This window comes from Streptomyces sp. YIM S03343, assembly GCF_054729195.1.
Window position 1 is genome coordinate 5,379,217 of the sequence record NZ_JBPUKX010000001.1, and the last position, 12,728, is coordinate 5,391,944.

Here is a 12,728-nt window from a genome sequence, read left to right on the forward strand (position 1 = left end):
TGGAGGGCCGTTTCGGCGTCTCAGACCCCGCTCCCGCCCCCGCCGAACCGGCGCACCCCCGACGGTGTCACCACGGCGTCCACGGGGCGGTCGTGCTCCTCGCCCGGGACGTGCCCGACGACCTCGGAGTCGTACAGGAGCACCACCAGGGCCGGACGGGCGTCCGCGCGCTCCAGACGCGCCAGCACACGGTCGTACGACCCCCCGCCGCGCCCCAGCCGCATCCCGCGCGTGTCGACGGCGAGACCGGGCAGCAGGACGGCGTCGGCGGCGGTCACGGTCTCCGGGCCCAGCCGCGCGCCGGACGGCTCCAGGAGAGTCATCCGGGAGCCGCGGCGCACGCGCGCGAGGGAGCCCTCCCCGGCGTACACGCCCCAGTCGAGGTCGTTGTCCGGCAGCAGGACGGGCAGCAGCACGCGTACGCCCCGCGCGCGCAGCGCGTCCAGCAGCGCCGGCGTGCCGGGTTCGGTCCCGACGGAGACGTACGCGGCGACCGTGCGCGCGCCTGCCAGTTCGGGCAGGCCGAGTGCCCGCGCGGCCAGCGCGGCGGCGGCCTCCCGCACGTCATCCGCCGTCAACCTGTTCCTCACCGTGAGGAACTCCCGGCGCAACATTCGCTTGTCATGCTCTGCCGAACGTCCTGGGTGGTTCAGATCGTTCAGGTGGTTCACCGGTCGTTTCCGTACCTTTCTCAATTGCTCTTATAAGAGCATGAATCGGCCCGAGTCATCGGAATCTGCCCAAAGGCAGCGGATAAGGTTGCGGACATGACTCAGTCGCACCCCAGGATCAGCAAGGCTGTCATTCCCGCCGCGGGTCTGGGCACCCGTTTCCTGCCGGCCACCAAGGCCACTCCCAAGGAGATGCTGCCGGTCGTGGACAAGCCGGCGATCCAGTACGTGGTCGAAGAGGCCGTGGCCGCGGGTCTCGACGACGTCCTCATGATCACGGGCCGCAACAAGCGCCCCCTGGAGGACCACTTCGACCGCAACTACGAGCTCGAGTCGGCCCTGCAGAAGAAGGGCGACGCCGCGCGGCTCGCCAAGGTCCAGCAGTCCAGCGACCTCGCGACCATGCACTATGTGCGTCAGGGCGACCCCAGGGGCCTCGGGCACGCCGTCCTGTGCGCCGCCCCGCACGTGGGGCACGAGCCCTTCGCCGTCCTGCTCGGCGACGACCTGATCGACCCGCGCGACCCGCTGCTCTCGCGCATGGTCGAGATCCAGGAACTGCACGGGGGCAGCGTCATCGCCCTCATGGAGGTCGCGCCCGAGCAGATCCACCTCTACGGCTGCGCGGCCGTGGAGGCCACCGAGGACGGCGACGTCGTACGGGTCACCGGCCTGGTCGAGAAGCCGGACGCGGCGGACGCCCCCTCGACCTACGCGGTCATCGGCCGCTACGTCCTCGACCCGCACATCTTCGACATCCTGCGCAAGACCGAGCCCGGCCGCAGCGACGAGATCCAGCTCACCGACGCCCTCCAGCAGCTCGCCCAGGACGAAAGCATCGGCGGCCCGGTGCACGGCGTCGTCTTCAAGGGCCGCCGCTACGACACCGGGGACCGTGGCGACTATCTGCGCGCCATTGTCAGACTTGCGTGCGAACGTGAAGACCTGGGCCCGGACTTCCGGACCTGGCTTCGCAGTTACGTAGCCGAGGAGATGTAACCACGTTGAGCACGACCGCGACCCAGACCCCGGGACCGGACCACCTCTGGTCGGTGGACGAGCACCTGGAGGACATTCTCGCCACCGTCCGCCCCCTGGAGCCCATCGAGCTGCAACTGCTCGACGCCCAGGGCTGTGTGCTGGTCGAGGACGTCACGGTGCCCGTCTCCCTCCCGCCGTTCGACAACAGCTCGATGGACGGGTACGCGGTACGCGTCGCGGACGTGGCGGGCGCCAGTGAGGAGTTCCCGGCCGCCCTGGAGGTCGTCGGGGACGTCGCGGCGGGCTCCGCCGGGGCACTGCGCGTGGGCCCCGGCCAGGCCGCACGCATCATGACCGGCGCCCCGCTGCCCGACGGCGCCGAGGCCGTCGTCCCCGTCGAATGGACCGACGGGGGCCTCGGCGAGGGCCCGGTGACCGGGATGCGCGCCCGCAGCCTCGCCCCAGAGGGCGCCGCCGGCCAGGTGAACGTCCACCGGCCGGTGGAGGCACGCGCGCACGTGCGCGCCAAGGGCAGCGACGTGAAGGCCGGCGACCGGGCCCTCGACGCCGGGACCGTCCTCGGGCCGACGCAGATCGCGCTGCTCGCCGCGATCGGCCGCGCCACGGTCCGCGTGCACCCCCGCCCGCGTGTGGTCGTCGTGTCCACCGGCACCGAACTCGTCCAGCCCGACGAGGAACTGAGCGCCGGACAGATCTACGACTCCAACAGCTTCGCCCTCACCGCGGCCGCCCGCGACGCCGGCGCCATCGCCTACCGGGTGGGCGGCGTCGACGACGACGCGGAGACGCTCCGCGCCACCATCGAGGACCAGCTGATCCGCGCCGACCTCCTGGTCACCACCGGCGGCGTCAGCGTCGGCGCGTACGACGTCGTCAAGGAGGCGCTGTCGTCCACCGGCGACGAGGACGAGCCCGGCAGCGGAGTCGAGTTCCGCAGGATCGCCATGCAGCCCGGCAAGCCCCAGGGCTTCGGCTCCGTCGGCCGCGACCACACCCCGCTGCTCGCGCTGCCGGGCAACCCGGTGTCGTCGTACGTCTCCTTCGAGGTCTTCGTCCGCCCGGCGATCCGCACCCTGATGGGCCTGAAGGACGTCCACCGGCCCCGCACCACGGCCACCCTCACGGCGGACAAGCCGCTGAACTCGCTCAAGGACCGCCGGCAGTTCCTGCGCGCGCGCTACACCGACGGAACGGTGACCCCGGTCGGCGGCGCCGGATCCCATCTGGTCGCCGCCCTCGCGCACGCCGACGCGCTGATCGTCGTCCCCGAGGAGGTGACCTCCGTCGAACCCGGCACCGAGGTCGAGGTCGTCCTGCTGGGCTGAGGGCGGCGGGTGACGGCCCGGGTCGAGGGCGGTGACGGCCCGGGCTGAGGGAGCGGGGGACGGCCTGGGCTGAGGGGGTGGGTGACGGCCGGCGGGGGCGGCGTACCCCACGCGCGCGCGGCGACGTTCCGGCGCGTTCCGGCACCGTACGCGCGCGTGCACACGTCCCGGCACCGGACGCACCGCGCCACCCGGCCGGACCGGAATGGTCCTGGGCCGCTGTTCGCGGCGGCATGGAGGTACCGTGTCGCGCACAACAGGCCCGAGCGCCCCAGCGCGCCGGACCGCGACCGGGAGCGGCACACCATGAGCACGCAGGACCGACTCACGCACATCGACGAGGCGGGCGCCGCCCGCATGGTCGACGTATCCGGGAAGGACGTGACCGCGCGCACCGCCCGTGCCAGCGGACGGGTCCTCGTCGCGCCCCGGGTGATCGAGCTGCTGCGCGGCGAGGGCGTCCCCAAGGGCGATGCGCTCGCCGTCGCGCGCATCGCGGGGATCATGGGTGCCAAGCGCACCCCGGACCTCGTCCCGCTGTGCCACCCCTTGTCGCTGTCGGGTGTGACACTGGATCTGTCGGTCGCGGACGACGCCGTGGAGATCCGGGCCACCGTGCGGACCACGGACCGCACGGGCGTCGAGATGGAGGCCCTCACCGCGGTCTCCGTCGCCGCGCTCACCGTGATCGACATGGTCAAGGCGGTCGACAAGGGAGCGGTCATCACGGACGTGCGCGTGGAGGAGAAGACAGGCGGCAAGTCGGGCGACTGGAGCCGGGCATGACCGCCCCGGCGTACCGCGCCCTGGTCGTCACCGCCTCCAACCGGGCCGCGGCGGGCGTGTACGAGGACAAGGGCGGCCCGCTGATCGCCGAGGGCCTGCGCGGTCTCGGCTTCGCCGTACAGGGACCGCAGATCGTCCCCGACGGCGATCCCGTCGAGACGGCGCTGCGCGCCGGTGTGGAGGCCGGGTACGGCGTGATCGTCACCACCGGCGGCACCGGCCTGTCGCCGACCGACCGCACCCCCGAGGTGACCCGCGCGGTGATCGACTACGAGGTGCCGGGCATCGCGGAGGCCATCCGCGCGTTCGGACGGGACAAGGTCCCGACCGCCTCGCTGTCCCGGGGGCTCGCAGGGGTCGCCGGACGGACGCTGATCGTCAACCTGCCGGGCTCCACGGGTGGGGTGAAGGACGGGCTCGCCGTGCTGGCCCCCCTGCTGGTCCACGCCGTCGACCAGCTCGCCGGCGGCGACCATCCCCGGCCGGACGCTGCGTCCGCACAGGCCGTGGAGACAGGGCAGACGGCGCAGACCGCGCGCGCGGGGGCCGACGAGGACCGTTCGAGACATCCAGGGGGTGCGCGCTGAACAGCCCGTCCTGGCCCGTCGTGCTGGCGGACGGCGATGTCGTCCTCCGGCCCATCAGGCTGCGCGACCAGCGGGGCTGGCGCGAGGTGAACCGGCGCAACCGGGACTGGCTGCGCCCCTGGGAGGCGACGATCCCGCCGCCCACGCCCAGCGGACCGGTCGCGCACCGGCCGACGTACCGGCAGATGGTCCGGCATCTGCGGTCGGAAGCGAACCGGGGCCGGATGCTGCCGTTCGTCATCGAGTACCAGGGGCGGCTGGTCGGCCAGCTGACGGTGGCCGGGATCACCTGGGGCTCCATGTGCTCGGGGCACATCGGCTACTGGGTGGACCAGTCGGTGGCCGGCCGCGGAGTGATGCCGACGGCCGTGGCGCTGGTCGTGGACCACTGTTTCCACAACGTCGGACTGCACCGCATAGAAGTATGCATTCGCCCCGAGAACGGGCCGAGCCGCCGGGTCGTCGAGAAACTCGGATTCCGCGAGGAGGGGCTCAGGCCCCGTTATCTCCACATCGACGGCGCCTGGCGGGACCATCTCGTCTTCGCGCTCACCGCGGAAGAGGTGCCCGACGGGTTGGTGGGCCGCTGGCAGCGGGCACGCTCCCAGGGCATACGGCAGACCGGCTCCGGCGCGGGCGACACAGCGGGCAATCCGGCGCGTAACGCATCACACGGCGCGCCGCAGAACACGCCGGGGAATCCCGCTTAGCCACTCGCATGAGTGACAGGGCAGCCACATAATTGAATACGTGTTCGAATTTGATCGGCTGTTGACCGTCTCGGGCCGTTGAATTCGCGGCCTCGGCGGCCAGCTGATCGCATCCGTCAGAAAAAAAGCCGGAAATATCAGCCAGATCGTGCGACACACCGGTCCAATTGGCGGATGGCCTCACGCAAACCCCTCTACGGTGTGAGGCGTGAGCAGCAGCGGCCTCATCTACGCAGTCATTGTCGGGGCCTGGGCCGCCTACTTGGTGCCTATGTGGCTCCGTAGGCAGGACGAGCTGAACGAGGCTCGTCCGACGGAACGCTTCAGCACCGCCATCCGGCTGCTGTCCGGACGGGCGGGGATGGAGCGCCGGTACGCCAGGGACCTGCGGGCGCGCTCCGCCGAGGAGGGGGAGCCGGACGCCGACGGGCCGGACGCCGTCACCGATTCGGTGGACGTCCGGGCCTTCGCCATGCCTCCCAACCGCCGGCAGACACGCGCGCGTGTGCAGCCTGAGGCGGCGGAGCGTGCGCCGGAGCGGGCGGACGCGGGACGTGAGCCCGCGCGTGAGCCGGGGCGTGACCAGTCGGTCGCGGCGGCGTCCCAGTCCGCCGGTGCGGTGGCTAAGTCCGGCTCTGTGGCGGCCAAGTCCGGCTCCGGGGCGGTTGGTTCCGGGGTAGCCGGGTCCGGGGCCGCGCGGGGGCGCAAGCGGGTGCCCGCGCCACGGCGTACGCACTCCTCGGAGGCGGCCGCGGCGCGTGCCCGGCGCACCAAGGTTCTCGCGCGCCGTCGTCGTACCACCGTCATGCTCTTCCTCGCCTTCACCCTCGGCTCGATCGTCGCCGCCGTCGGGGGGCTCGCCTTCCTGTGGGCGCCCGGCCTGCCCGCCGTGCTGCTCAGCGCGTACATCGCCTATCTGCGCAACAAGGAACGCCGCCGATTCGCCTACCAGATGGACCGCCGCCGCGCCGAGGCCGCCGCCCAGCGGCTGCGGGAGCGCGAACGCCAGCCGCGACGGCGCGCCTCCGTCGAGGCGGGTGCCGGCAACGGCGCGGACGCGGACATCGACGCCGACGAACCGGACGACGGACCTGAGCCCCGGACCGACCCCGAACTGTCCGCCCTCGCCGCCGACCGGCGTGCCCTTGTCGAGCAGACCGATCACGCCGAGTGGGTCGACCAGCAGCGCGAGCGGCAGCGGCGGCCGGGGCACGGGGACAGCTGGGACCCTGTGCCGGTGCCGCTGCCGACCTATGTGACGGCGCCGGTCGCTCCGCGTGCCACGTCCGACATCGATCTCGGGGCGCCGGACACGTGGAGTTCTGCCCGGTCCAGTGCGGTGGTGCCTGACGGGGCGGAGTTCGAGGAGTACAGGGAGGGGTTGGGGGCGGAGACGGAGGCCCAGGCCGAGCCCGAGCCCGTTGGTCAGGAGGAGGAGCGGGTGTCGGGGGCGGATGGGCGTAGTGATGCCCGGCGCGCGGCGTCAGCTCGGCGGGCTCGGGGGCGGGGGCGTACGCCGTTGTTCGACCAGTACGAGGAGGGGGAGCGGCCTCGGGCGGCCAACGAGTGACGGGCCCTGCCGGGGTGGGGGCCGGGGTGTTTCGCCCCGGCCGCCCCTTCCCGTTCCCGTCCCTGGGGGCTGCGCCCCCAGACCCCCCTTTCGGCCCTTCGGGCCTCGTCCTCAAACGCCGGACGGGCTGAGAAGGGGGCTGTTGACCTGGTTCGGAATGGATTTCCGGGCAGCCGTGTGGGGATGCTAGAGTTTCACTCGTTGCAAGGGCCTGTGGCGCAGTCCGGTAGCGCACCTCGTTCGCATCGAGGGGGCCAGGGGTTCAAATCCCCTCAGGTCCACGCACGACTGTTCTCGAGTTGACTCGGGAGCGGCTGACGAGATCCCGTCGATCTTCACGATCGATCGGGATCTTTGTCGTTTCCGGAGTCTGTTCGAGCCTGTTCCGGGTGATGGGTGGCGGCCGCCGTCCGGTCCATGCGGGTTGTTCCGTCTGCGGCTGTGCTGGTGGCCGGGGAATGCGGGCGGACGGGCTTGTAGGCGGCGATCCAGCCGTCGGACAGGTAGCGGCTGTCCTGCCGAAACTTGGCGGTCTTGAGGTCGCCCGCGGTGTCGGATTTGCCGCAGACGCGGGGCAGTTAGTCTGCTGGTGGTGGGTTGAGCCATTCGTCCTTTGGGAGTTGGGCGGTGGGAAAGAACGTGCTGCGCAACGGGTCTGGCCTGCACCCCGGCCACGCCCGAGGCCGACAACGCCGTCGCCGCCACGGTCCCCGCCGTGGCGGACCGTTCGACTCCTGGCGCCCGGACGAGTACTGCGCCCTCCTCCAGAACTGGCCGACACCGGACGAACCGACCCGCGGCCGCCGTATCGACGCCATCGACGTCCACGGCACGGTGAGCGCGACCGTTGTCAGTGCCTCCTGTCAAGATTCCGCAGTCAGACAACAGAGCGGGAAGGCATGGAATGCTGCCATGAGCTGGGACATACTCCTCCTCCGTCTGCCCGACGACATCACCTCGGTGCAGGAGATCCCCGACGACTACATGCCGGAACCGTTCGGCCGCCGCGACGATGTCCTTGTGACCGTCGCTCAAGCCGTCCCTCAGGCCGACCTCTCCGACCCCGCTTGGGGTGAACTCCTCGGGCCCACTTGGTCGATGGAACTCAACATCGGCGAAGACGACCCGGTGGACTCGATCATGCTCCACGTCCGGGGCTCCGGTGACGACGTACTCGCGCCCGTCTTCCGTCTGGCTGAAGCGCTGCGATGCAAGGTCATCGACTGTGCAGAAGGGGATCTGATCACGCCGGGGCAGACGTCAGGCTGGCATGCCTTCCAGCAGTTCCGTGACCGTGTGATCGGGTCTGCTCAGTGATGCCCGCCGGCCGGATGATCACGTCCTGTGAAGGTGATGGAGACAGACAACCCCTATGGCTCAGCGACGGGCCGGCCGCGGCCGGGCTGTGGGCTCGGCAGCACGCCGAACACGACCGCTCCGGCCAGTGGCCCCTGCTGCTCGACGCGCTCATTCCGGAGGATGCCGAATTCCGCCCCTGGGGATCGGGCGAGATCTTCCCGGAACAGATGTCCGCCACCGCGAGCCACGACCCAGGCGCCCTTCTCGCGAAGTGGTGGGCGACGTATACCGCACCCGGCGAAGACGACGACATGCTCGCGATCGAGCAGCGTCTCGCCGTCACCGCCCCCTTCGGACAAAGCTGGCCCGGACGCGCACCCGGCAGAGAGCCCGTGACGAGCGCCGGCCAACTGGCCGCCGACTACGCCGAGGCGTTCCTTTGCCGCCGACCCCAGTCCCGGCTGGGGCTGGTCACTGCCGCATCCGGTGCCGAAGCCGTCACCACCGCAGGCTGGTCCGGTCCCGCCAACTACGACAACGACACGGCGAAGTTCTCCGCGGTCGTCGGCGACTGGGAGAGCCGATTCGGCGTCCGTGTCGTCGCGGTCGGCTTCTCCACCCTGCACCTCAGCGTCGCAGCCCCACCGACGACTGAAGAGGACTCCCTCCTGGTCGCGGCCGAGCACTTCGCCTTCTGCCCCGACAACATCTGGCAAGGCAGCAGGCCGTACACACTGACCGCATACGCAGGGCGGATCACCGGTGCCCACAACTGGGACTTCTGGTGGGACTGATCCACCCCTAGAGATGTCGAGGTAGGTCCGGGCGGCGCGTGATGGAAGGGGCAGATCCGGTTGAGCGCTCTCGGACAGACAGCGCTCGAATCGCGCCCGTGTATCGGGGGCGAGCCCGTAACGCTCCCGTCCGCCCTTCGCGAAGGCCGGCATCGTGCGGAAACCGGCGAGGTCGTGGCCCAGCACGGTCCGCTGCCACTTCGCCATGAGGGCGAAGGTCAGCGGCCTGCCCCGCTCCGCGTCGGCGAGACTCAAGTCGAGGGCGGTCAGGACCCGCGTGGTTCCCTCGCTGTCACGGCCGCCTCGCGTCGCCATGAAGAAATTCCGGAAGCCGTCGCGGGCCGGTGTTCCAGACGCGGGGCATGCGCCGTGCCAGGGTGGCCAGGAGATCTCCGTCCGGATGAGCAGCCAGTCGCCAAGGCTGTCCTTCGGCCGGCCGGGCCCGGAAGTCATCCGATTCCGCCCACGCCTCTGGCGAACCGCGAGCTCACCGCGTCGACCACCAGAACGTCAGGTGCGATCCAACTGCCGAACCGGCCCCCGACCGCGTTCTTGACGATCTCCTGGGCCTGGCCCTCGTCGATGCCGTTGTAGGCGAGGAACCATTCGAGGACTTGCATGCAGTGCCCGTACCAGCCGCTGTCGGCCCGGGTGCGGTCAGCCACCACGGTGACCAGGCGCGCGCACGCCCGCTCCCAGTACCAGCGGTCCGCCGAGGACACCGGGGTGTCGTCCGGCGGGGCCAGGGCCGCGAACCGCTCCGCCAGGTCCTCCAGCCAGCCACGCCATTCCTGAAGGGCTTCAACAACCAGCGGGGCCGTTGCATCCGGGGTCGTCACGGAATGGGATGAACAGCACCACGCCTCGACGACGCCTCCGTCCGTATCACCCTCGCCGGTGGACCAGTTCCATCCGCAGGCCCACCGGCCGTACCGGTCCGTCAGGAACTCGGTGACGGGATCCAGCGATCGCCGGCGATCCTCGCGAGCGACTTCAGCGCTGGGCAGCAAGGGAGCGACAAGGCTCGCCAACTCCTCCGCCGCATCGGCGTTCATCACGAACGGGTATCGAGCAGGATCCACATCTGCCCACGTCAGGGTATGTGCCCGCAGTTCATTCACTGTCCCACTCTGCCGTGCGTGGCTGCCCCGACTCCACTCCATTTCGAGTGGCCGCCCCTCTGGGGTGTTCCGGCGGGGTGGGGTCAACTCCGGTCGGTGCGGGGGTGGCTGGGGTTCGGGTGCAGGGGCTTGGCGTAGCAGAGGCTGTCGTCGTAGTGGCGGTAGTAGCCGAACTTGGTGCAGGGCTCGTAGCCGCTGGAGGTGTAGAGGGCTATAGCCTCCGGCTGCTTGGTGCCGGTTTCCAGGACCATGCGGACACGGCCTGCCGAGCGAGCGTCCTCCTCCAGGGCGGCCAGGATACGGCGGGCCAGGCCCCTGCCGCGGGCCTGTCCGATCACGAACATGCGCTTGAGCTCGGCATCGCCGTCCTCGTGACCCTCCTCGTTACCTTCCTGGCTGCGCCAGCCGCCCGTGGCTACCGGTCGGTCCGTGTCGTCGTACGCGATGAAGTAGACGCCGTTCGGGGGCTCGAAGTGGGCCGGGTCGAGGGGTGTGGCGTCGCCCCCGTCGCCGTAGCGCACGTGGTACTCGGCCTGAACCTCGTCGTTCAGCTTCACGGCGTCGGGGTGGTCGAAGGACACTCGGCGGATGTTCATGGGCTGGTGAATTCTTCTCTCCGTGGACAGCTCGGGCACTCCAGTGTGCCGGTGCCGTGCGACCGTGCTGACAGCGAACCCGTAGCGCCGGAACCACAGCAGGACGCCCGGCGACGGGTCGTCGAGCGTGGCGTGGCCGTGGCGGAAGTGCGCGCCGAGCAGCTGCCCGCTGCGCCCCTCCCCGGATGCGGTGATCTTGAATACGGGCATCACTGCACCTTGATGTTCCGCAGCACCGCGGCGGCCTTGTTGGTCTTGAGGACGACCGCGACCGGGCCGAGTTCCACCTCGCCCTTCTTGACGGTGCCCTGGGCGGTGAAGTCGGGGAGCCACTGATGCACGACGGCGCCGCCAGTCGTCGACACCCCGTGGAACCCGTCGAGGCGGTGTGTCGTGGTGACCACGTCGACCGTTTCCTGTGCGAGGCGGTCGACGGCCTGCGCGTTCGGGTTCACGTCGTCGACCAGGGCGCGGGCGCGGTCGGACTGGGTGCCGAGTTCGGCGATGGCGGTGCGGTGTCCCTCGTTGTACGCCACGGCGACCGCGTCGCTTCTCCGCTGCCTGGCCAGCGGCCCCGGACACAGAAGGGGCCGACCCGGTCTGGGCCGACCCCTCTCCGTCGCTGCCAGCGCGTCACGCGTACGACACTGCGTCCTCCTCCGCCGCGATCTCCTCCAGCCGCGCCACGGACAGGTCCTCATGCGACGCCAACGTGAACGACAGGCGCCCCTGGTCCGGGCCCTTCAGCCGTTCAGCCCCTCCGCCTGAACGGCCCTTCGCCACGGTCGCGCGTGCGCCAGCGTCTAGGAGAAGCTGGCGGCGGCCAGCGGCGTCATGCCGAGCCCAGAAGCTGGCGTACGTCTCGCCTGTCTCCACGGTCTCCGTCCGGGCCTCTGTGCGGGGCGTAGCCTCCAGGGCCTCCGCGCGCCTCTCCAGGGCGTCTACCTCCTCTTGCCAGATCATCCGGCCAGTACGGGACTTGCGGGCGTCCTTGTCGGCGTACAGGGCGCGTAGCTCGATCTCTACCTCCCGGAGCTCCGGGGTCGGGTCGTAGCCCTTGTACGTGACGACCTTCGTCATATGGGCGTCCCCGATGCGGGCCATGACCTCTGACTCCACGTACGCCTCCAGCCAGTCAGCGCGGATGCCGGCGGGGGCTGGGCAGCGTTCACCCCTGGCCGTGGCCCGGCAGTTGTAGTCCGTGCCTCCCGCCCGCTTCGAGAGGTACAGATTCCCGCCGCACCCCCGGCACTTCGCGACGCCCAGGAGCACGGCCTGGGTGCCCTTGCGGGTGCGGTTCTTTTGGGGCGTCAGTGCGTTCATGTGATCCTGAAGGACGTCGAACTCCTCCCGTGACAGGACCGGTTCGCCGATCAGGACAGGGTTCCCATCGCGGTCCCTGACAGGCTTCCCCTGGTGGAGGCGGTAGCCCATCAGAGCAGGGGAGCGGAGGACCTTCGACAGGGTCCCCGCAGTCCAGCGGAAGCGGTCGTGACGGCGCGCACCACGCATCCCGCCTGGCTCGCGGCCCGCCTTCACGGCCTGGTAGTCGCGGGGGACCAGGATCCCCGCTTCGTTCAGCGCCATGGCGACAGCGGTGAGGGACCGGCCGTCCAGGACGTCACGGATGATGCCGGACAGGGTCTTCACGGCCTCCGGATCAGGGGCCAGCTTGAAGCCCTCCCCGTCCGGGTTCCTGACCTTCTCGTACCCGTACGGAACGAGACCGCCGGAGTACCGGCCCTGGGCGCGGAGAGCGGCCTGGGCGCCCGTGACGCGCTCCTGAATGGCCAGTGCCTCCATCTGGGCACTGAAGGCCAGCATCATCATGATCAGCTCTGACACGGGCGATAGGGTCCGCATGTCGAGTTCCAGCGGGGCGCCGCCGGGACCCTCCGCGAAGACCAGTAGCTTCCCGTGGTCCTTCGCCCAGCGGCCCAGCTCCGCCATATCAGCCATGGAGCGGACGGCGCGGTCCATGCGCCACCAGATGATCATGTCGAAGTCGTCGGGGCGGGCCAGCCAGGCGCCTAGCTCCGGCCGGTCGAAGGGCGCCGTCTTCGTTGCGGATACGTCCAGGTCCTCTGCTTCGCCAACGACGACAGCGCCACGGCGCGCGGCTTCGTTCGAGTTGGCGGCGCGCTGGCGCCCTGGTGACGTCGTCTCGTCAGTCCGGACCGACAGGCGGATGGCGCTCAGTGCCCGCAGTTGGTGCGTCATGGCCCGGATCGTACTGGACTCTGTTTCAATCACGTGGTGCATTGACT

Annotated in this window: 13 protein-coding genes and 1 tRNA gene; 9 read left to right on the plus strand and 5 right to left on the minus strand. The window is 70.6% G+C overall.

Going from position 1 to position 12,728, the window contains the following annotated elements:
• Positions 1–20 precede the first annotated feature (20 nt).
• Positions 21–614: a 5-formyltetrahydrofolate cyclo-ligase gene (locus ACSYGN_RS23560; protein WP_460398751.1), complete on the minus strand. Its 594-nt coding sequence runs from the start codon at positions 612–614 to the stop codon at positions 21–23.
• A gap of 153 nt (positions 615–767) precedes the next feature.
• On the opposite strand from ACSYGN_RS23560, the gene galU reads away from it, so the two are divergent.
• From galU to ACSYGN_RS23605, 9 genes are all read left to right on the plus strand, one after another.
• On the plus strand, positions 768–1,670 hold the full coding sequence (galU, locus tag ACSYGN_RS23565) for a UTP--glucose-1-phosphate uridylyltransferase GalU (protein WP_460398753.1): 903 nt from the start codon (positions 768–770) through the stop codon (positions 1,668–1,670).
• Between the two features lie 5 nt (positions 1,671–1,675).
• Entirely contained in the window at positions 1,676–2,998 is a 1,323-nt protein-coding gene (glp, locus tag ACSYGN_RS23570; RefSeq protein WP_460398755.1) for a molybdotransferase-like divisome protein Glp, read from the plus strand.
• A 306-nt stretch (positions 2,999–3,304) separates the two neighbouring features.
• Positions 3,305–3,784 carry a cyclic pyranopterin monophosphate synthase MoaC gene (gene moaC, locus ACSYGN_RS23575; RefSeq protein WP_460398757.1) on the plus strand — a complete coding sequence of 160 codons (480 nt, stop codon included), beginning with the start codon at positions 3,305–3,307 and terminating at the stop codon, positions 3,782–3,784.
• Positions 3,781–4,371 (plus strand): MogA/MoaB family molybdenum cofactor biosynthesis protein, encoded by a 591-nt coding sequence (locus ACSYGN_RS23580; protein WP_460398759.1) that lies wholly within the window; start codon positions 3,781–3,783, stop codon positions 4,369–4,371. Before moaC ends, ACSYGN_RS23580 begins: the two co-directional genes overlap by 4 nt.
• Positions 4,372–4,391: 20 nt before the next feature.
• Positions 4,392–5,081: a GNAT family N-acetyltransferase gene (locus tag ACSYGN_RS23585; RefSeq protein ID WP_460398761.1), complete on the plus strand. Its 690-nt coding sequence runs from the start codon at positions 4,392–4,394 to the stop codon at positions 5,079–5,081.
• Between the two features lie 208 nt (positions 5,082–5,289).
• Complete coding sequence (gene sepX, locus ACSYGN_RS23590) at positions 5,290–6,651, plus strand: divisome protein SepX/GlpR (protein WP_460398763.1); 1,362 nt, start codon at positions 5,290–5,292, stop codon at positions 6,649–6,651.
• 207 nt (positions 6,652–6,858) lie between these two features.
• Positions 6,859–6,932, plus strand: a tRNA-Ala gene (locus tag ACSYGN_RS23595).
• A 631-nt stretch (positions 6,933–7,563) separates the two neighbouring features.
• Positions 7,564–7,968 (plus strand): hypothetical protein, encoded by a 405-nt coding sequence (locus ACSYGN_RS23600; RefSeq protein WP_460398765.1) that lies wholly within the window; start codon positions 7,564–7,566, stop codon positions 7,966–7,968.
• A gap of 14 nt (positions 7,969–7,982) precedes the next feature.
• The gene (locus ACSYGN_RS23605; protein ID WP_460398767.1) at positions 7,983–8,744 is read left to right on the plus strand and encodes a DUF4253 domain-containing protein; all 762 of its coding nucleotides are present in this window, start codon (positions 7,983–7,985) and stop codon (positions 8,742–8,744) included.
• A 449-nt stretch (positions 8,745–9,193) separates the two neighbouring features.
• Here ACSYGN_RS23605 and ACSYGN_RS23610 read toward each other — a convergent pair whose 3' ends face one another.
• The 4 genes from ACSYGN_RS23610 to ACSYGN_RS23625 form a co-directional block, all read right to left on the minus strand.
• Positions 9,194–9,583 (minus strand): hypothetical protein, encoded by a 390-nt coding sequence (locus ACSYGN_RS23610; protein WP_460398769.1) that lies wholly within the window; start codon positions 9,581–9,583, stop codon positions 9,194–9,196.
• Positions 9,584–9,948: 365 nt separating this feature from the next.
• On the minus strand, positions 9,949–10,461 hold the full coding sequence (locus tag ACSYGN_RS23615; RefSeq protein WP_460403673.1) for a GNAT family N-acetyltransferase: 513 nt from the start codon (positions 10,459–10,461) through the stop codon (positions 9,949–9,951).
• Positions 10,462–10,670: 209 nt separating this feature from the next.
• Entirely contained in the window at positions 10,671–10,997 is a 327-nt protein-coding gene (locus ACSYGN_RS23620; protein ID WP_460398771.1) for a hypothetical protein, read from the minus strand.
• Between the two features lie 97 nt (positions 10,998–11,094).
• The gene (locus tag ACSYGN_RS23625; RefSeq protein ID WP_460398773.1) at positions 11,095–12,681 is read right to left on the minus strand and encodes a recombinase family protein; all 1,587 of its coding nucleotides are present in this window, start codon (positions 12,679–12,681) and stop codon (positions 11,095–11,097) included.
• Positions 12,682–12,728: the final 47 nt, after the last annotated feature.